20 protein-coding genes are annotated in these 17450 nt (G+C 65.0%); 13 read left to right on the top strand and 7 right to left on the bottom strand.

The window, feature by feature from the left end; genetic code table 11:
• The first annotated feature begins 16 nt into the window (after positions 1 to 16).
• The 3 genes from ABIB45_RS19640 to proC all read left to right on the top strand — a co-directional run bounded on the left by ABIB45_RS19640 (position 17) and on the right by proC (position 3249).
• On the top strand, positions 17 to 1021 hold the full coding sequence (locus ABIB45_RS19640) for a Ppx/GppA phosphatase family protein (RefSeq protein WP_354217522.1): 1005 nt from the start codon (positions 17 to 19) through the stop codon (positions 1019 to 1021).
• A 31-nt stretch (positions 1022 to 1052) separates the two neighbouring features.
• On the top strand, positions 1053 to 2108 hold the full coding sequence (locus ABIB45_RS19635) for a sodium:calcium antiporter (protein WP_354217552.1): 1056 nt from the start codon (positions 1053 to 1055) through the stop codon (positions 2106 to 2108).
• Positions 2109 to 2415: 307 nt separating this feature from the next.
• On the top strand, positions 2416 to 3249 hold the full coding sequence (gene proC / locus ABIB45_RS19630) for a pyrroline-5-carboxylate reductase (protein WP_354217521.1): 834 nt from the start codon (positions 2416 to 2418) through the stop codon (positions 3247 to 3249).
• Positions 3250 to 3339: 90 nt separating this feature from the next.
• Here the strand turns inward: proC and ABIB45_RS19625 are convergent, their stop codons facing one another.
• Together ABIB45_RS19625 and ABIB45_RS19620 are read right to left on the bottom strand one after the other, a co-directional pair.
• Complete coding sequence (locus ABIB45_RS19625; protein WP_502909206.1) at positions 3340 to 3978, bottom strand: potassium channel family protein; 639 nt, start codon at positions 3976 to 3978, stop codon at positions 3340 to 3342.
• A 40-nt stretch (positions 3979 to 4018) separates the two neighbouring features.
• Positions 4019 to 5452 (bottom strand): TrkH family potassium uptake protein, encoded by a 1434-nt coding sequence (locus ABIB45_RS19620; RefSeq protein ID WP_354217519.1) that lies wholly within the window; start codon positions 5450 to 5452, stop codon positions 4019 to 4021.
• Between the two features lie 104 nt (positions 5453 to 5556).
• Here ABIB45_RS19620 and ABIB45_RS19615 point away from each other — a divergent pair, with 104 nt between their 5' ends.
• Complete coding sequence (locus tag ABIB45_RS19615; RefSeq protein ID WP_354217518.1) at positions 5557 to 6768, top strand: acetoin utilization protein AcuC; 1212 nt, start codon at positions 5557 to 5559, stop codon at positions 6766 to 6768.
• Positions 6769 to 6843: 75 nt separating this feature from the next.
• Positions 6844 to 7380: an ArsR/SmtB family transcription factor gene (locus ABIB45_RS19610; RefSeq protein ID WP_354217517.1), complete on the top strand. Its 537-nt coding sequence runs from the start codon at positions 6844 to 6846 to the stop codon at positions 7378 to 7380.
• A gap of 121 nt (positions 7381 to 7501) precedes the next feature.
• Here the strand turns inward: ABIB45_RS19610 and ABIB45_RS19605 are convergent, their stop codons facing one another.
• Positions 7502 to 7918: an alpha-hydroxy-acid oxidizing protein gene (locus tag ABIB45_RS19605; RefSeq protein ID WP_502914552.1), complete on the bottom strand. Its 417-nt coding sequence runs from the start codon at positions 7916 to 7918 to the stop codon at positions 7502 to 7504.
• Positions 7919 to 8400: 482 nt separating this feature from the next.
• Between ABIB45_RS19605 and ABIB45_RS19600 the strand changes: the two genes are divergently transcribed.
• The 4 genes from ABIB45_RS19600 to ABIB45_RS19585 all read left to right on the top strand — a co-directional run bounded on the left by ABIB45_RS19600 (position 8401) and on the right by ABIB45_RS19585 (position 11410).
• Entirely contained in the window at positions 8401 to 9420 is a 1020-nt protein-coding gene (locus ABIB45_RS19600; protein WP_354217516.1) for an acetylxylan esterase, read from the top strand.
• Between the two features lie 242 nt (positions 9421 to 9662).
• Complete coding sequence (locus ABIB45_RS19595; RefSeq protein ID WP_354217515.1) at positions 9663 to 10772, top strand: 3-deoxy-7-phosphoheptulonate synthase; 1110 nt, start codon at positions 9663 to 9665, stop codon at positions 10770 to 10772.
• A gap of 138 nt (positions 10773 to 10910) precedes the next feature.
• Positions 10911 to 11123, top strand: coding sequence for a helix-turn-helix domain-containing protein (locus ABIB45_RS19590; protein ID WP_190987656.1), 213 nt, complete (start codon positions 10911 to 10913; stop codon positions 11121 to 11123).
• Positions 11124 to 11311: 188 nt separating this feature from the next.
• A complete protein-coding gene (locus tag ABIB45_RS19585) occupies positions 11312 to 11410 on the top strand; it encodes a 30S ribosomal protein bS22 (protein WP_003792170.1) in 99 nt (32 codons plus the stop codon).
• A gap of 181 nt (positions 11411 to 11591) precedes the next feature.
• On the opposite strand, the gene ABIB45_RS19580 is transcribed toward ABIB45_RS19585, so the two are convergent.
• Positions 11592 to 12410, bottom strand: a complete 819-nt coding sequence (locus ABIB45_RS19580; RefSeq protein WP_354217514.1) for an HAD family hydrolase — start codon at positions 12408 to 12410, stop codon at positions 11592 to 11594.
• 100 nt (positions 12411 to 12510) lie between these two features.
• Between ABIB45_RS19580 and ABIB45_RS19575 the strand changes: the two genes are divergently transcribed.
• Together ABIB45_RS19575 and ABIB45_RS19570 are read left to right on the top strand one after the other, a co-directional pair.
• Positions 12511 to 12762: a glutaredoxin family protein gene (locus tag ABIB45_RS19575; RefSeq protein WP_354217513.1), complete on the top strand. Its 252-nt coding sequence runs from the start codon at positions 12511 to 12513 to the stop codon at positions 12760 to 12762.
• 93 nt (positions 12763 to 12855) lie between these two features.
• Positions 12856 to 13563, top strand: coding sequence for a redox-sensing transcriptional repressor Rex (locus ABIB45_RS19570; protein ID WP_354217512.1), 708 nt, complete (start codon positions 12856 to 12858; stop codon positions 13561 to 13563).
• A 59-nt stretch (positions 13564 to 13622) separates the two neighbouring features.
• On the opposite strand, the gene ABIB45_RS19565 is transcribed toward ABIB45_RS19570, so the two are convergent.
• From ABIB45_RS19565 to ABIB45_RS19555, 3 genes are all read right to left on the bottom strand, one after another.
• Positions 13623 to 14474 carry a Yip1 family protein gene (locus ABIB45_RS19565; protein ID WP_354217511.1) on the bottom strand — a complete coding sequence of 284 codons (852 nt, stop codon included), beginning with the start codon at positions 14472 to 14474 and terminating at the stop codon, positions 13623 to 13625.
• A 157-nt stretch (positions 14475 to 14631) separates the two neighbouring features.
• The gene (locus tag ABIB45_RS19560; protein WP_354217510.1) at positions 14632 to 15267 is read right to left on the bottom strand and encodes a hypothetical protein; all 636 of its coding nucleotides are present in this window, start codon (positions 15265 to 15267) and stop codon (positions 14632 to 14634) included.
• Between the two features lie 134 nt (positions 15268 to 15401).
• On the bottom strand, positions 15402 to 15950 hold the full coding sequence (locus tag ABIB45_RS19555) for a YceI family protein (RefSeq protein ID WP_354217509.1): 549 nt from the start codon (positions 15948 to 15950) through the stop codon (positions 15402 to 15404).
• A 201-nt stretch (positions 15951 to 16151) separates the two neighbouring features.
• Between ABIB45_RS19555 and ABIB45_RS19550 the strand changes: the two genes are divergently transcribed.
• The gene (locus ABIB45_RS19550; RefSeq protein WP_354217508.1) at positions 16152 to 16832 is read left to right on the top strand and encodes a histidine phosphatase family protein; all 681 of its coding nucleotides are present in this window, start codon (positions 16152 to 16154) and stop codon (positions 16830 to 16832) included.
• A 1-nt stretch (position 16833) separates the two neighbouring features.
• On the top strand, positions 16834 to 17448 hold the full coding sequence (locus tag ABIB45_RS19545; protein WP_354217507.1) for a TlpA family protein disulfide reductase: 615 nt from the start codon (positions 16834 to 16836) through the stop codon (positions 17446 to 17448).
• Positions 17449 to 17450: the final 2 nt, after the last annotated feature.

Genomic DNA, 17450 nt, shown 5'->3' with positions numbered 1-17450 from the left:
GGGGAATAATGGCAGGATGCGGCTAGGCGTCCTCGATATCGGGTCCAATACTGTCCACCTTCTCCTGGTGGATGCCCACCCTGGCGCGCGCCCGGTCCCTTTCGCCTCGCATAAGCGGCCGCTGTCCCTGGTGCAGTACCTGGACGGCGACGGCAACATCACCGATGCCGGGCAGCACGAGCTGATCGAATTCGTCCTGGAAGCCTGGGAGTTCGCTGCCCGGCACAAGGCCGATGACCTGCTGGCTTTCTGTACCTCCGCTATCCGTGAAGCCACCAACGGCCCTGCCGTGATGGCTCGCGTCAAGTACGAGACCACGGTGACGCTGCAGGAGCTGACAGGCAGCGAAGAAGCTTCCATGACCTTCTTCGCGGTCCGCCGCTGGTACGGCTGGGGAGCCGGCCCTGTCCTCAACCTGGACATCGGTGGCGGTTCCTTCGAAATGGCGTTCGGCCAGGACGAACTGCCTGAGGTCGCCACGTCCGTGCCGCTCGGTGCCAGCCGCCTGACCAGGGACTGGCTGTCGGAGGATCCGCCGTCGGCCAAAAGCGTCAAGGAGCTCAGACGTTACATCCGGAGTACGCTCGCCCCGGCCGTGAGCAAGTTCGAAGGCCTGGGCCGGGCCAACCTGGTAGCGGGAACCTCCAAAACCTTCCGGTCGCTCGCGCGGATCGCCGGGGCGGCCCCGAGCGCCGCCGGTCCTTATGTGAAGCGCGAGTTGAACGCCACCGATCTGGGGGTCTGGGCGCAACGGATTTCGGCCATGAAGGTCGAGGACCGGCTTTTCCTTCCCGGGGTGTCCGATGCCCGGGCGCATCAACTGCTCGCAGGGGCGCTGGTGGCTGAAGCCGCGCTGGAGATGTTCAAGTTCAAGAAAATGCGGATCTGCCCTTGGGCGCTGCGCGAGGGCCTTATCCTCCGCCGCCTGGACCAGTTGGTTTTTGCGGGTCCGCTGGATCCGGCACCCCACATCGCTAACCTCGACCCAGCCCGGAATACCATCGAGGTAACACCCGCCTAAGGTTGCATGACAAGGAGCCAAAGTGGAGTCGATGCCGCTGCCGATGTTGGTCCTCATTTTTGCTGCTGCCGCGGCCGCTATCTGGCTGGCCGGAGTTCAGCTGTCCCGGCAGACCGACGTCCTTGATGACAGGCTCCACCTCGGATCGGCACTCGGTGGCCTGATCCTCCTGGCGGTGGCCACAAACCTGCCGGAGATTGCCATTACGGTGAGTGCGGCCGCCACCGGAAATATCGGCGTTGCGGTGGGTAACATCCTGGGCGGCATTGCGATCCAGACGGTGGTGCTTGTTGTCCTGGACCTTTTCGGTACCAAGGGCCCCGAAGCGTTGAGCTACCGGGCGGCGTCCTTGTCGCTGGTCATCGAGGCGGTTACGGTCATCGGGGTACTCGGTGTCGTGATCGCGGGCAGCCAAATGCCGGTGTCGCTGGTGGCATTCCGGCTCACGCCAGCAGCAGTGCTGATCGTCCTGATCTGGCTGTTGGGCTTGTTCCTGGTCCAACGCTCCCAGAAATCCCTGCCGTGGCATGAGCAGGGACATGCTCCAGATAGCCAGGCGAAGCCCCGCGGACACAGCAAGGCGACGTCCGCGAAGAACGCAAAGGCCCAGAGCACCGCGCGCTCGGTCACAATCTTTACTATTGCCGCCGCCGTCACCCTCGCTTCCGGCGTGGCGCTGGAACGCAGCGGCGAAGCGATCGCGGGCCATATGGGTCTCTCGGGGGTCCTTTTTGGCGCCACCTTCCTGGCGCTGGCAACGTCTTTGCCGGAGATCTCCACCGGGCTGGCCTCGGTCAAGCAGGGGGATTACAAGCTGGCGTTCAGCGATATTTTCGGCGGCAATGCGTTTCTGCCCGTACTCTTCCTGGTTGCCGTACTAATCTCCGGAAAACCGGTTCTTCCGCAGGCCCAGTCAACGGACATCTATCTCACAGCACTGGCCATCCTGCTGACGCTGGTGTACATGCTGGGGCTGATCTTCCGGCCCCGGCGCAAAGTGCTGGGCATGGGGGTCGACTCCCTGGTGGTCCTGATCCTGTACCTGCTCGGCGTCGCGGGCCTTTTCGCCGTCGCCTCCGCGGGCTAACCGCGGTTAACGCGAAAGCGCCGGCATCCACAGCAGGAAAATGGGGGAAAACCTGCTGCAAACGCCGGCGCCACGGGCAAACATTCCCATGCTTGCCGCATCACTCGCACCCTCAATGAGGTAATAACAACGTTAGGCCGGTAACTTGTGCGCAAGCTGCAGCCAACATGGGAGTAGCCTGTGAATCGCTTTTCCAGGGAACGCGGGGTCACTCCCGGCCCAATAGCCGCGGCGCACCGGGCCGGATCTGACCCCGCGTGCGTGTAAGAAATCGGCAGCCGTTGGACCTAACTGCAATGATGGGTCCATGAGCAACCGAATCGCCTTCCTTGGCTGTGGATCCATGAACGAAGCCATCCTTTCCGGCCTCCTTGAGGCTGGAACCGACCCCGCCGACGTCGTGGCCACAGTCAGGCGCGCCGAACGCGCTGCGGAGCTGGCAGAACGCCACCCCGGCATTACGGCCATCGCCGGTGAAGAGGAACCGGACAACAACAAGCAGGCGGCCAAGGGCTCCGGTGTGGTTATTCTCGGCGTCAAGCCGGTGGGCATCGCAGATTTGGCGCACGAGATCAGCGGTTCCCTGTCGCCCAGGACCATCGTTGTCAGCGTGGCAGTGGGTGTTTCGCTGGCGCAACTGGAAGCTGCGTTGCCGGCCGGGCAGCCCGTCATCCGGACGATGCCGAACACCCCTGCCAAGCTGGGCCGCGGCGTCGTGTCCGTCTCTCCAGGTACCAACTGCACTCCGGAACAGCTCCAGCTGGCAAAGGACATCTTCCGTGGTGCGGGCACGGTGGTGGAGGTGCCTGAAGAGCAAGTCGATGCGTTGTCCGCCATCAGCGGCTCGGGGCCGGCCTACGTGTTCTACCTCGCAGAGGCCATGGCCGCGGCGGGCGTCGAGCTGGGCCTGGCTCCTGAGCTGGCGCAGCTTCTGGCCAGGGAGACTGTAGCTGGAGGCGGCTTCATGCTCGCCGAGCCGGGCGCCGACCCCTCCGCGCTCCGCAAGGGTGTCACGAGCCCCAACGGCACCACGGAGCGGGCCATCGCCACTTTCGACGACCGCGACCTGCCGGCCATCATCGCCGCCGGCGCCCGCGCCGCCGCAGACCGTGCCGCGGAGATCACCCGGCAGCTGGGCTGACCCCGGAGTTTTTGTCCAGATAATGAACCAAAATGCCGGTTTTCGGGCCAACAACTGGACAAAAACTCGGAGGCCGCGGAGTGCGGGTGGCTACGGACGGGCGGCGAACCGTTCCAGCAGGTCCACATGCCCGGACACGATCAGCATGTCGCGGGCCGACACCTTGGTTTCGGGGCGCGCGTACGTGAAGTCCTCGCCGGGGGACTTCACGCCAACAATCGTCACGCCATACTTGGAGCGCACCTTGGACTCGTCGAGGGTGAAGCCCACCGTCTCGCGCGGCGGGTACATCTTCACGATGGCGAAGTCGTCGTCGAACTCGATGAAGTCAAGCATCCGGCCGGAGACGAGGTGCGCGGCCCGGACGCCGGCGTCGGCCTCGGGATAGATCACATGGTTGGCGCCGATCCGGGTGAGAATCTTGCCGTGCGAGGGCGTGATGGCCTTGACCCAGAGATGCTCGATGCCCAGGTCCACCAGGTTCACGGTGATCAGCACGGATGACTCGATGGACGTGCCCACTCCCACTACGGCCGAGCTGAACTCCGGCGCGCCGAGCTGGCGGAGCGCATCGATGTTCGTGGCGTCCGCCTCCACCACATGGGTCAGGAGCGGCGCCCACTTCTGAACCAGGGTACGGTCGCGTTCGATCGCGAGCACCTCGCGGCCCTGTTTCACCAGTTGCTCGGCCGTGGACGCGCCGAAGCGCCCCAGCCCGATGACCAGCACAGGCGCGTTGTGGGCGGGGCGGTTGGGGGCGCCTGAGGAATTAGCCAATGATGGGCCTCTCTTCCGGGTAGTGGAACAGCTGGCTGCGTTGGCGCAGGGCCAGTGCAGCAGCAAGGGTGACGGTGCCGACGCGGCCCGCGAACATAAGGCCGGCCAGGACGTAAACGCCCGCCGGCGGCAGCTCGGCACTGAGGTTTGTGCTCAGTCCCACGGTGGCGAACGCTGAGATGGTTTCGAACAGCACCCGGTCCAGGGACGCCCCGCTGATCTGCAGGAGCAGGAACGCGGAGAGGGACACCAGGGTGGCGCCGGCCACAATCACGGAGATGGCCACCCGCATGGTGCCCTCCGGGATGGTCCGGCCGTAGACTTTGACGTCGGAGTCGCCCCGGGCTTCCGCCACAATGGCGAGGAACATCACGGCTATCGTGGTGACCTTGATGCCTCCTGCGGTGGACGCCGAGCCGCCGCCGGCGAACATCAGCGCATCCGTGAGCAGCATGGTGGTGGACTCCATGTGGTTCTGCTCCACCAGGTTGAACCCGCCGGACCTGGTCATGACGGACGCGAACAGTGAATGCGTGATCTTGTCCCCAAAGTCCATCGCCCCGATGGTCCGGGCGTTGTCCCACTCCATCAGCCCCCACAGCACCGTGCCGGCGGCCAGCAGGATGAAAGACACCTGAATGGTCAGCTTGGTGTGGAGGTTCCACTTCTTCCAGTTGAGCCCGTTCTGCTGCAGGACCATAACCACCGGAAAACCGAGGCTGCCCAGGAGAACGCCAAGCATCAGCGGTATCAGGATCCACAGGTCCGTCTCGTAGGGAACAATGCCGTCCGAGTGTGGGGTGAAGCCGGCGTTGTTGAATGACGAGATGGCGTAGAAGACTCCGTGCCACACCGACTGCCAGAACGGTTCGCCGAGCGTGAGGAACCGGGGTACCAGGGCGAGGGCCAGAGCGGCTTCGATCACCACGGAGGTGGTAATGACGATCCGCAGCAGCGTACCCACCTCGCCCAGGCGCCCCGCGTTGTTCATGGCCTCCTGGGCGATCAGCTTGCCGCGCACGCCGAGTTTCTTGCTGACCATCAGTGCCAGCAGGGAGGCCAGCGTCAGCGTGCCCAAGCCGCCCACAAAGATGCCCACCAGGATGACGAGTTGGCCGAAGAAAGACCAGTGCACCGCCGTCGAAACCACCGTCAGGCCGGTGACGCAGACGGCTGACACTGCGGTGAACAATGCCTGGTGCAACGGGGTGGCAGCGCCGGTGGCGGTTGAGACGGGCAAGGACAGGAGGAACGTGAAGATCAGGATGACAATCCCGAACGCGCTCAACGCAAGCCGGGCCGGCGAGGTGTTGGCGATGTCGTCAATGAAGTCGCGCACCCGGGTGAAAATCCAGAGGCCTCCACCCTCCGGTGCGGCAGGATGCCAAGCGGCCGGGTTTTGGGGCCTCGACTGGCGTTCCGTCATGGGTGGCTTTTCCTCGGTAGAAACTGTTTCCTTCAGTAGTAAACCACTAATGCGCGCGCAATGGCCGGGCCAGCGTGGTGGCGACCTCCGGTAGCCTGTGATTGATGACATACCTGCCGGGCCTCAGCCAGCCCGCGCCACCAACGATGGTGGTGTGGAATTCCGCCATGACCGCTTACAACTTCGGTCCGGGACACCCAATGGCCCCGGCACGCCTGGACCTGACGGCGCGCCTCGCCCAAAGCCTGGGACTGTTCGACCTTGGGCACGTTGCCGTTGCCGCCCCTGAGGTGGCCTCCGACGCCGAACTGGAGACCGTGCACTCGCCCGAATTTGTGGCGGCGGTCCGCCGAGTGAGCGAGGACCCGACGTCGCCGAACGAAGCCCGCGGCCTGGGCACTGACGATGATCCCGCCTTCGCAGGTATGCACGAGGCGGCCGCGAGGTTGGCCGGCGGGTCGCTGATGGCCGCGTCCGACATCCTCGACGGGTCGGCGCTGCACGCTGTGAACTTCGGTGGCGGCCTGCACCACGCCGCCCGGGACCGGGCCAGCGGCTTTTGCATCTACAACGACTCCGCGCTGGCCATCCAACGACTGCTCGACGGCGGCATCCGCCGCGTGGTGTATGTCGACGTCGACGCACACCACGGGGACGGAACGGAGAGCATCTTCTGGGATGACCCCCGAGTGCTCACCATCTCGCTGCACGAAAGTGGACTCACGCTGTTCCCGGGGACCGGCTTCGCCAACGATACCGGCGGTCCGCAGGCCGAAGGCAGCGCCGTGAACGTGGCCCTGCCCTCCGGAACGGGGGACGCCGGGTGGCTTCGCGCCTTCCACGCCGTGGTGCCTCAGCTCATGGGGGCGTTCCAGCCTGAAGTCATCGTCAGCCAGCACGGCTGCGATTCGCACCGCCACGACCCGCTTGCCCACCTGAAAATCAGCGTGGACGGCCAGCGTGAGGCAGCCACCGCCGTCGGGAACCTTGCAACCCGGCACTGCGGGGGCCGCTGGATTGCCACCGGCGGTGGCGGGTACAGCGTCACGGACGTTGTTCCGCGCTCCTGGAGCCACCTGATCGCCATCGCCGCAGGGCGCCCCGTCCCGCTGCGCACGCCCGTGCCCGAGGATTGGCGCGCCTACGTGTTGGCGAAGTTCGGGAGGGATGCCCCGGCCATGATGGGCGATGACGTGGAGCTTTGGTGGCGATCCTGGGAAGTGGGGTTCGACCCAAACGACGCCGTGGACCGGTCGGTCATGGCCACGCGCAAAGCCGTTTTCCCGTTCCACGGCCTGGATCCCTGGTTCGACTAGGTCAGGGCAGTCGTACCCCGGTGCAGTACGAAATAGTGGATGCCCTCCGGCGTATATGTCGCTAGGGTGGGAGGCATGGTGACAGACGACGTATTTGCCGTCATTGCGGAAGCAACCCGGCGCGACATCCTGGTATCCCTTCGCGCGGGGGACAAAGCAGTGGGGGAGCTGGTGGAGGAACTCTCCGCCAGCCAGCCCACCATTTCCAAGCACCTGAAAGTCCTTCGCGAGGCGCAGCTGGTCAGTATGCGGGCGCAGGGCCAGAAGCGCTACTACGCGCTGAACCCCAAGCCGCTGGAAGGCGTTATCAGCTGGCTGGAAACGTTCGACGTCGGCCGGGCGGCCGCCGTCGCAAAGTCACCTGAGGCTCCCGCTGCGGAAGCTGGCAGCGAAAGCGGCGCGGCAACCTTCGTGCCCAGTGACGCAGCCGTGGCCGCCGTACTGGCACGCGAGGATGCGGAGCTGAGCCCCGCCGTCGTTATTGCCGGCGGTACCGCAACCCCGCTCAGCGATGACACCATGCCGCAGCAGATCGGCCGGACCGTGGGCCGGGCAGCGACCAAGGCCGCGGACCTGCTGGCCAACCTGCCAAAGTTCGGGCGCAAGAAGTAGCCCCCGGCAGCCTGCCAGTCCATCGCACTCTCCTTCCGCGAGTTTTTGTCCAGATAATGGCTGGAATATACGCGTTTGGCGCCATTATCTGGACAAAAACTCGCGGGTGGGGCGGGTGGCGTTACTTCCTCAGCAGGCGCACGTGGTCCGGGGTCAGCTCCGAGACTTTGCTGACGCCGAGCGGTGCCATGGTGCGGGCCATGTCCTTCTCGAGAATCTGGATGGCTCGGTCCACCCCGGCCCGGCCGCCGGCCATCAGGCCGTAGAGGTAAGCGCGGCCAATCAGCGTGAAGTCGGCGCCGAGGGCCAGGGCAGCCACGATGTCCGCGCCGCTCATGATGCCCGTGTCCAGGATGATGGCGGCGTCGGAGTTGTCCGCCTTCAGGACCGCCGAAACCTCCGGCAGCAGGGGGAACGGGATGGGTGCGTGGTGATTTCGGACCCGACGGCGGCGCTCGGCTCCGGCTGTGGTGCGGATCCGGAGAACGGACGTGTCGTCTGATTCGATCTCGTTGGCGCGGTAGAGGTCGGTTTCCACGGAAGCGATATCTGCCGTGGTGCGGGCCCCTGCGATGCGCAGGGCGGTTGCCGCGGCGTGGGCCAGCGGTTTGGTGGCCACGCCGTCCACCACATCGATGCCGTCCAAGCTTCGTTTTCCGGCCCACCGGGAGCGCTTGTCGTAAGCGCGGGGACGTACCCAGCGGCCAATAGCCGAGATGCCCTCGAGGGTGCCGGGGTTCTGCCGGCCACGAGTTCCTCGATGGCCGTGAGGGCATGTTATCCGAGGCTCTGGAAGACGAGAGGCCACAGCTCTCGGCAACGTCCTGGTCCAGGCCCGCGCCGCCGCTCACGTCACCGGCGGCTTCAGGGAACTGCGCCAGCTGGTGGCAGCATCGCACGGCCTGCAGACCTTTGCACCCTAGCAGCTCTCACGGTTGTGAGTCAGAGCGGGTGCCGCCGACGAGTTGTATGCCATAGGATCTCCGAAGAAATCCAGATGAGACAGGACCGGACCGCATCATGCCCCTCTTCGACCTCCCCCTTGAGCAGCTCCACGGCTACACGTCCCCGGTCACGCCCCCTGATGATCTGAAGGACTTCTGGGATCGCACCATCGAGGAAGCCCGGACGTTCCCGCTCGGAGCAACGTTCGAGCCGGTGGAAAACTACCTGACGGTCATCGACACGTTCGATGTCACGTTCGCCGGCTACGGCGGCGCGCCGATCAAAGGCTGGCTGCACCTGCCGGCGAACCGCGAGGCTGGGACCCGGCTGCCCGTCGTCGTGCAGTACATCGGTTACTCGGGCGGGCGCGGCCTGGTCAACCAGGACACCGCGTGGGCGCAGGCCGGCTACGCGCAGTTCACCATGGACACCCGCGGCCAGGGCTTCGGCGGGATCGTGGGCGAGACTCAGGACCCCCACCCCTCTGCCGGTGAGGTGGCCTACGCCGGGCTCATGACCCGGGGCGCCGGGAGCAGGGAGGACTACTACTACAGGCGCGTGTACGTTGACGCCTTCCGTGCGGTGCAGGCTGCCCAATCCCACCCGGACGTGGATGCCTCGCGTGTGGTCCTGGCCGGAATCAGCCAGGGCGGCGGCATTGTGGTGGCGGTTGCCGGGCTGGCTGCCGGAAGGCTCGACGGCGTCATCGCCGCGCTGCCCGACGTCCCGTTCCTCCAGGACTTTCCACGCGCCATCGACATTGCGCCCCGCGGGCCTTATCCGGAAATCGCGGCCTTCCTGGGCCGGCACCGCGACCGGTACGAGCCGATGCTGGCGGTGCTGAACTATTTCGATGGCGTCAACCTCGCCCGGACGGCCACTGCTCCGGCGCTGTATTCCGTGGCACTGATGGACGATGTCTGCCCGCCGTCCACCGTTTTCGCAAGCTTCAACGCCTACGGCACGGAGGCCGGCAAGGCTTCCGGAACCGGGCCGGACAAGGCGATCGAGGTCTACCGGTTCAACAACCACGAGGGCGGCCAGGAGCATCACTGGATCAGGCAGTTGCAATACCTTCGCGAGCTCATGGGCTGAGTATTCCCGGATTGCAGTGTGTGACGGAAAGGATTTTGCCGCGGCGGCGCGGTGTCGTTACCATGTGCCCATGACTAACCGTTGGTATGCGTATTTTTCGTTGGCTCTGGAGGAGCCCGCGTCTAACTGACACGCATCCAACTTCCTTCAGAGCCAACAGGGCAGAGATCATTCTCTGCCCTTCGCCATTCTCCGGCGGGTTCTGATCTGGGCCCGCTTCCTATCCGGAACAGGACCTGAACATGAGCACCGCAACAGCCACTTCCGCTAAATCCACGTCGAACCTTCGGGTCAGCGAATTCACGCCGTTGCCCACGCCTGCGGAGCTCATCGCCGAGTTGCCGCTGGATGCCCGGGTGGCCGACGTCGTCGAACGCGGCCGCGACGAGGTCCGGGCCATCATGGACGGCGTGGACGACCGCCTGCTGGTCATCGTGGGCCCGTGCTCGATCCACGATCCCAGTGCCGGCATGGAATACGCACGCCGGTTGGTCAGCCAGGCCGCGACGCATAAGGAAGACCTGCTGATCGTCATGCGGACTTACTTCGAAAAGCCCCGCACCACCTTAGGCTGGAAGGGCCTCATCAATGATCCGCGCCTGGACGGCAGCCACGACATGGCCACCGGCCTCCGCGCTGCCCGGCAGTTCCTGCAGCAGGTCACGGCGCTGGGGCTGCCCACCGCCACCGAGTTCCTGGAACCCATCAGTCCGCAGTACATGGCTGACCTGATCTCCTGGGGGGCCATCGGAGCCCGCACCACGGAAAGCCAGATCCACCGCCAGCTCGCGTCCGGCCTGTCCATGCCCATCGGCTTCAAGAACGGGACCGACGGCGACCTGCAGGTTGCGGTCGACGCGTGCGGCGCCGCCGCGGCCGCGCAGGCATTCCTCGGCATTGACGGCGACGGCCGGGCTGCGCTTGTGGCCACCGCCGGCAATCCGGACACCCACGTCATCCTCCGCGGCGGACGCGAGGGACCGAACTACTCGGCTGCCGACGTCGAAAGCGCCTCCGTGAATCTCGCGGGCAAGGGACTGAACCCCCGGCTGATCGTGGACGCCAGCCACGCCAACAGCGGCAAGAGCCACCACCGGCAAGCAGAAGTGGCACTGGAAATCGGTGCCCAGCTCGAGGATGGAGGCCGGGCCGCACAGGCCGTCGCCGGGGTCATGCTGGAAAGTTTCCTGGTTGGCGGCGCCCAGAACCTGGACGTCGCCGAGCATGCGGCCGGTGAGTCCGAACTGGTGTACGGCCAGAGCGTTACGGACACGTGCATGGAGTGGGAGGTGTCCGTTTCGGTGCTCAACCATCTTGCAGCGTCCGCGCGGAAACGCCGCATTGCACAATGATTGTGCCGGATGACTTTCACTACAGCACCATGAACCTCTAGAGTATCTATCACATGGTTGGTGGATGGCTCAGCATCGGCACACCGCAATGGAACACAGCTGGGGTTAGCCGTCATCCGTCAGCAAAGGAATAGGGAAATGTCCGCAGAACAGAACTTCTCGAACGCGAAGTTCCTGACCGTGGCCGAAGTGGCCGAGGTCATGCGCGTCTCCAAAATGACCGTCTACCGCCTGGTCCATTCCGGCGAAATGCCTGCGGTGCGTTTCGGCCGGTCGTACCGGGTGCCGGAGAGCGCCGTCGAACAGTATCTCAAGGGTGCTGTGGTGGACGGTCACACCGAAACCGCCTGAAGGCCCCGCGTCCAGTCGCTGTTTCAGCCCAGAAATGGGCTGCGGTCGGTGGTCGCCGCCAGAAAGCGGTACCCTGTTAAGGATTGTTTTACGTCATTGTAAGAATCTGTCAGTTGTTTCAGTCTGTAGCTCTGTCCACGGACCTTTTCCATCAGACAGGTACTGCATCTAGTTTGTGAGGAACTTTCGTGGGTTCAGTTATTAAGAAGCGTCGCAAGCGTATGGCCAAGAAGAAGCACCGCAAGTTGCTTCGTAAGACCCGCCACCAGCGCCGCAATAAGAAGTAGAGATACTTCGTACAGCGCGAAATGCCCGTTGCCTCTCCGGCAGCGGGCATTTTTGTTATCGGGTTCAGGACACTGTTTCGGCTCAAGGACACGGAATCGGGTCAAGGACACGCGGAGCCGGGTGTCCTCAGCCCGAGGGCGCGTCCTCGGCCCGAAAGCGTGTCCGGGGCAGAGCCCGGTACTAGACCCGGGGGCCGCGGAAGCGGGCGAAGCCCCGCCAGAGGCCGTAGACCACGCCGCCGGCAGTGGCTGCCTTCAGGCCGAGTGTGGCAGCGCGGCGGCCCGAGCGGAAATCGTAGACCGGCCAGTTGCGGTCGCGCGCATGGCTGCGGAGCCTGGAATCGGGATTGATGGCCACGGGGTGCCCCACCAGGGTCAGCAGCGGGATGTCGTTGTAGGAATCGCTGTAGGCCCAGCAGCGCTTCAGGTCCAGCCCCTCGGCGTCGGCCAGTTCCTGGACGGCCACTGCCTTGGCGGAGCCGTGCAGGATGTCACCCACCAGCCGGCCGGTGTACATGCCGTCGGCAATCTCGCCAACAGTGCCCAGGGAGCCGGTGAGGCCCAGCCGGGTGGAGATGACTGAGGCAACTTCAATGGGGGTGGCCGTGACCAGCCAGACCCGCCGGCCCACGCGCAGGTGCTGTTGCGCCAGCGCCTTGGCCCCGGGCCAGATCCTGGAGGCGATCATCTCGTCGTAGACTTCTTCGCCCAGTGCCTTGATGTCATCCACAGTGATGCCTGCCGCGAGGGTGAGGGCCGAGTCGCGGACAGCATGGACATCGTCCAGGTTCTCGCCCCGCGTCACAAACTTGAGCTGCTTCCAGGCGAAGCCGACCGCCTGGGTCAGAGTGAAGGCGCCGCGCTGATGCATCTTGCGGGCCACGTGGAAGAGGCTGGCGCCCTTCATGAGTGTGTTGTCAACGTCGAAGAAGGCCGCTTCGCCGGTCTGCATCACCGCATCCGGCTGGGTGACTACAGCGACGTACTTCTCCTCGGGCATGTCCCCGAGTCTAGTCAATACTCGGTGGCGAAGATTTCAGCGCGGCGCCCGCGCCGGCGTCCGCGCGCTGTCCGCACCCAAAGGGCGATACGGTTAAAGCATGGCAAAACCGGAGGTAGTCCTCATCACCAAGGCAGACTGTCACCTGTGCGCAGCGGCGCGCGACGCCGTCGAACGCGTTACTGCCAAGTTGGGGCTTGGGTGGACGGAACAGCAGGTGGATGGACTGCCGGAACTGCGGGAGCGGTACGCGGAGGAAGTCCCGGTGGTGCTTGTCGACGGCGTCCAGCGCGACTTCTGGAAAATCGATGAAGCCAGGCTCACGCGCGTCCTTCAGCGTGCCCTGGCCTGAGAGGCAACCGATTGCCAAAGATGTCGCCGGCTTTGTGGACAGCACTGGCAGGGCCCTAGAGTGGATTCACAACGCGAGGCAATGGAGGGGATAGTGAGTTCGCTGGATTCATCTCCCCAGGCTGTAGAAGGTAAAGGGACGGCCCCGGGCGGCGAGATCGCCAAGCAGGTACCGCCGGCGGCAGTGGCACGGCTGACCATCTATCTGCGCGCCCTGAACGCGCTGCTCGCTGAAGGTGTGGAGCGGGTGTCCTCGGAATCCCTGGCGGAAGCCTCGGGCGTCAGTTCCTCAACACTTCGCAAGGACCTGTCCTATGTGGGTTCCTATGGCACACGCGGCGTTGGCTATGAGGTGCAGTATCTCAGCCGCCACATCTCCGCAGCCCTCGGCCTGACCCATGACTGGAAAGTTGCCATTGTGGGCGCCGGTAACCTGGGCAAGGCCCTGGCCCGCTACGGAGGGTTTGAGTCCCGTGGTTTTGACGTGGTGGCCATCTTCGACGCCGACCAGATGGTGGTGGGCAACGAGGTGGGCTGGCTGCGTGTCAGTGATGTGGCTGACCTGGAGTCAGTGCTCGAGCGGACCGGCGCCAACATGGTGGTCCTGGCGCTGCCGGCCGCCGTGGCGCAGGCGGTCTGCGACCGCGTAGTGGCGGCCGGTGTGCACAGCATCCTGAGCTTTGCTCCGGTCATGCTGCAAGTCCCTGCGGGCTTCAACCTGCGCAAGGTAGATATGGCCACCGAACTGCAGATCCTCGCGTACCACGCACAACGGGCGCAGACTCCGGACCATACCGCCTGAGATTCCCGGCTGGCCGCCGGCGGGGTCCACGCTCCTTGGGCGGATTACGGGGTGGGAACCTACTGGCCGTATGGGTTGCCCGGCGTTGGGCCCGGGGTGCCGTAGGGGTTGGCGAACGGCAGTTGTTTCCGGAAGTACGGAGCCGCGGACGGCAGGTACAGCAGAACGATGGCCGCGATGCCTGCCAAACTGCCCAGGGTCCCGATGTTCGGCACCTGGAAGAGGCTGGTAACGGACAGCGCCGCGAACACGGTGCCCAGGATCCGGGCCCAGTTCTTACCCTTGCGGATGAAGAATGCCACCAGTAAGTACATGCCCGCACCGAGGATGGCCAGGACCACCAACGTTCCGGCGAGGACGCTCCGGAAGTCCTCGAAGTTGAACTCGGTGCGTGTGGCGCCGCTGCTGCGCATGGCATCCTCGAAGGCGTTCCGCATGATCGGGTCATCGAGCATGCTGATGCCCAATAGAAGGGTGCTGGCAAACAGCGCCGCGGCGCCGATCAGCAGCCAGAAGGAAATGTTGACCAGCCGGGGAATGCCTTTTGTCCCCGCTGCCTGCGGCTGCCCCGAGGGATAGTGGGCGTACGGGGACTGCCCGTACGGCTGCTGGCCATGGGCCGGCGGAGTGGGCTGGCCAAACTGCGGGGCGTTCTGCCCGTACTGCGGTGCCTGCGGGGAGTTCTGGCCGTACTGCGGTGCCTGTGGGGCGTTCTGGCCGTACTGCGGTGCCTGCGGGGAGTTCTGGCCGTACTGCGGTGCCTGCGGGGCGTTCTGCCCGTACTGCGGTGCCTGCGGGGAGTTCGCGGGGGGAGTGGGCTGTCCGGACTGCGGGCTGTTCTCGCCATAACGGGGTGCCGGGGGCTGGTTGACGGGCTCGTTCGGGACGGGAGGCGGGACGGGCGTGCTCATGAGCGGTCCTTTGCAGGTCGGAGGTCAGTTCGGCTGCTGGGTGCAGTCCACTGGCCTGCCCCCAGTACGGCTTACTCCCACCGTACCCTTGCCTGTGCCAGGGCGGGTCATTCCAGAGAGGTATTCCGGCCAGCAGGAACAGTTGGGAACAGGCCCCTCAGGCGCGGCCCTTGACGGCGGTAAACCAGGCCTGCGAGTTGGGGAGCCACATCAGGACCGTTGCTGCGGCGCTGATGAGGAAACCAAGCCAGTTGTTGCCGATTCCCTCACCCATGCTGCCGCCCAGGAACGCCAAGACCAGCGAGACGCCAGCAACCATGGTGAGTGCAAGGCGCGCCCATTCCTTGCCTTCCTTCATCTTCACGGCCAGGACAATCTGGGCCGCCGCCAGGCCGAGCGCCACCAGGACGAGGAGGAGGACGACGGTGGCCAGCGCCGGTGCCACAGTGAAGAGTGCCAGAGTGGCCAGCAGGCCGAAGAAGCTGCCGAGAACGCCGAGAATGCCGCCGATGATCCATATCCAGTAGGAGACCTTGAGTTTGGTAGGCAGCCCCGTCACGCTGAACATTCCCGGCAAGCCTCCCCTGGGCATGACATCGTTGAAGTTGTGGGGACCGTCGGCAGGCGTCTGGAACAGGAACCCGCCCGGCTTGCCATGAGCCCCGCGCGGCTGCTGGTACTCCGGCTGCGCTGGGTAACCCTGCGGCGGCTCGTAGCCGGCGGGTGGAACGTTGCCGGCCGGCGGTTGGGAACCGGGCTGCTGGGGCTGCGGGACGTCACTGGGGGTGCTCATGGCTTCACTGTAGACCGCGTGTCCCACTGGATCTAGGAATTAAACACCGCGCGCCCGGCCGACGGAATCGCTGGGGATTCTGGCGGCCGGGCGCGTGGCGCGGCTGCGTACGCGGCGCGTTCAGTACTGAAGAGTTAAGCTGCGGGGGCGATGAACGCCAGTTCGAGGTTGATGGCAACCTTGTCGCTGACCAGCACGCCACCGGCGTCGAGGACGGCGTTCCAGGTCAGCCCGAAGTCCTTGCGGCTGATGGTGGTTTCAGCGGAAACGCCGGCGCGGGTCATGCCGAACGGGTCGACGGCCACGCCGTTGAAGTCGGTCTCCAGGGAAACCGGACGGGTGATGCCCTTGATGGTGAGGTCACCAGTCAGCTCGTAGCTGTTGCCCTTGGCCACGAGGCCGTTGGAGACGAAGGAGATTTCCGGGAACTTCTCGACGTCGAAGAAATCCTCGCCGCGGACGTGGCCGTCGCGGTTGGCGTCGCCGGAGTCGAAGCTGGCGGTCTGGATGGTGGCGCTGATCTTGGAAGCGGCCACGTCTTCGGCGAGGTGCAGGGTTGCCGCTGCATCCTTGAACTGGCCGCGGACCTTGCTGATGCCGGCGTGGCGCACGGTGAAGCCGATTTCGCTGTGCGAGTTGTCGAGGGTCCAGGTGCCGGTGGTGATGTCTGCGGGAAGAGCCATGGTGTTTCTCCTTGGTTTGTCGGGTGGTACTCCCGGATAGCTTGATACTTCATCAGTTGAAATCACAACCATCCGTTGTCCTCAATATAAACTTGCATTTGCATGTTTTATTCCCCGTTCCGGAACAATTTGCCAAAACTTTCAGTTCTACTCGATGTAGAAGATTTCGGATCGAACGCCATCTTTGAGAAACTGGTACACATGCCCCAAGCCACTGTCCATCTGCTCCGCCACGGCGAGGTCCATAATCCCGACGGCGTTCTGTACGGCAGGCTGCCCGAATTCCATCTCTCCGAGCTGGGCAGGGAAATGGCACAGACCCTCGCCCTGTACTTCAGTGAGCGCGCGGCCCAGGGTGCCAGGATCGTCTATCTGACCGCGTCGCCGCTGGTCAGGGCCCAGGAGACCGCTGCCCCCACCGCGGAAGCGCTGCAGCTTGAGCTCCACACTGATGAGCGCATCATCGAGGCGCGGAACTACTTCCAGGGCATCAAGGTCACCAAGGCCGAGCTCCGCAAGCCCAAGCACTGGCCGCACCTGGTCAACCCGCTCAGGCCGTCCTGGGGCGAGCCCTACAAGGCGCAGGCCGCGCGCGTCCGGGCCGCCGTCGAGGACGCCCGGCTCCGGGCCATCGAACTGGCAGGCGGGGACCATGGAGCGAACGGTCCCGAGGCCATCATGGTCAGCCACCAGCTCCCCATCTGGGCCACCCGCCTGAGTGCGGAGGGCCGCCCGCTCTGGCATGACCCGCGCAAACGTGAATGCACGCTGACGTCCATCACCTCCCTGGTGTTCGACGACGACGGCTCCCTCCTGCGCGTTGAGTACAGTGAGCCCGCTGCCGCCCTTCTTCCCGGTGCCGCCACCACGCCGGGAGCCTGACATGACAAACACCGCCCGCACCACGTCCCGCCGCGCCGTTCTCGCCGCCGGCGGCGCCGCCCTGGCTGCCCTCACCCTGGGGCTCTCCGGCTGCGCCCAGGAGGACGCCCTTGCGAAGCAGGCCAAAGCCGGAGACAACAAGAATTACATCGCCGGGGACGGCTCCGTGACGGAATTCACGGCAGTCGACCGAAAGTCCGCCGTCGCTGTCAACGGGACCCTGTTCAACGGCACCACGGTGACCCCGGACGACTTCCAGGGTACGGTGACCGTCCTGAACTTCTGGTTTGCCGCCTGTGCCCCGTGCCGGGTGGAAGCGCCCCTCCTGGAAGAGCTGCACCAGGAGTTCAAGGCTCAAGGTGTGCAGTTCTACGGTGTCAACCTCCGCGACGAAAAGGCCACCGCCGAGGCCTTCGACAAGACCTTTAACCTGACCTACCCGAGCTTCGATGACAAGAACGGCGGCGTGCTCCTTGCCCTCTCCGGGCTGGTCCCGCCGGGGGCTGTTCCCACCACGCTGGTCCTGGACAAGCAGGGCCGGGTGGCTTCGCGCGTGCTGGGCGAGATTCAGAAGGGCACCCTCAAAGCCCTCATAGCCGCCGCAGTGGCCGAGTAGCG

The organism is Arthrobacter sp. UYCo732, from assembly GCF_040547265.1.
Lineage (GTDB): Bacteria > Actinomycetota > Actinomycetes > Actinomycetales > Micrococcaceae > Arthrobacter.
Note: the sequence above shows the minus strand (reverse complement) of the source record. Positions and strands in the feature narration are given on the sequence as shown.

Coding starts and splice junctions, on each gene's coding strand:
- ABIB45_RS19640 (WP_354217522.1), top strand. CDS start 17: ATGCGGCTAGGCGTCCTCGATATCGGGTCCAATACTGTCCACCTTCTC.
- proC (WP_354217521.1), top strand. CDS start 2,416: ATGAGCAACCGAATCGCCTTCCTTGGCTGTGGATCCATGAACGAAGCC.
- ABIB45_RS19565 (WP_354217511.1), bottom strand. CDS start 14,474: ATGAGCACGCCCGTCCCGCCTCCCGTCCCGAACGAGCCCGTCAACCAG.
- ABIB45_RS19560 (WP_354217510.1), bottom strand. CDS start 15,267: ATGAGCACCCCCAGTGACGTCCCGCAGCCCCAGCAGCCCGGTTCCCAA.
- ABIB45_RS19615 (WP_354217518.1), top strand. CDS start 5,557: ATGACATACCTGCCGGGCCTCAGCCAGCCCGCGCCACCAACGATGGTG.
- ABIB45_RS19620 (WP_354217519.1), bottom strand. CDS start 5,452: ATGACGGAACGCCAGTCGAGGCCCCAAAACCCGGCCGCTTGGCATCCT.
- ABIB45_RS19635 (WP_354217552.1), top strand. CDS start 1,053: ATGCCGCTGCCGATGTTGGTCCTCATTTTTGCTGCTGCCGCGGCCGCT.
- ABIB45_RS19610 (WP_354217517.1), top strand. CDS start 6,844: ATGGTGACAGACGACGTATTTGCCGTCATTGCGGAAGCAACCCGGCGC.
- ABIB45_RS19575 (WP_354217513.1), top strand. CDS start 12,511: ATGGCAAAACCGGAGGTAGTCCTCATCACCAAGGCAGACTGTCACCTG.
- ABIB45_RS19590 (WP_190987656.1), top strand. CDS start 10,911: ATGTCCGCAGAACAGAACTTCTCGAACGCGAAGTTCCTGACCGTGGCC.
- ABIB45_RS19545 (WP_354217507.1), top strand. CDS start 16,834: ATGACAAACACCGCCCGCACCACGTCCCGCCGCGCCGTTCTCGCCGCC.
- ABIB45_RS19555 (WP_354217509.1), bottom strand. CDS start 15,950: ATGGCTCTTCCCGCAGACATCACCACCGGCACCTGGACCCTCGACAAC.
- ABIB45_RS19595 (WP_354217515.1), top strand. CDS start 9,663: ATGAGCACCGCAACAGCCACTTCCGCTAAATCCACGTCGAACCTTCGG.
- ABIB45_RS19600 (WP_354217516.1), top strand. CDS start 8,401: ATGCCCCTCTTCGACCTCCCCCTTGAGCAGCTCCACGGCTACACGTCC.
- ABIB45_RS19580 (WP_354217514.1), bottom strand. CDS start 12,410: ATGCCCGAGGAGAAGTACGTCGCTGTAGTCACCCAGCCGGATGCGGTG.
- ABIB45_RS19550 (WP_354217508.1), top strand. CDS start 16,152: ATGCCCCAAGCCACTGTCCATCTGCTCCGCCACGGCGAGGTCCATAAT.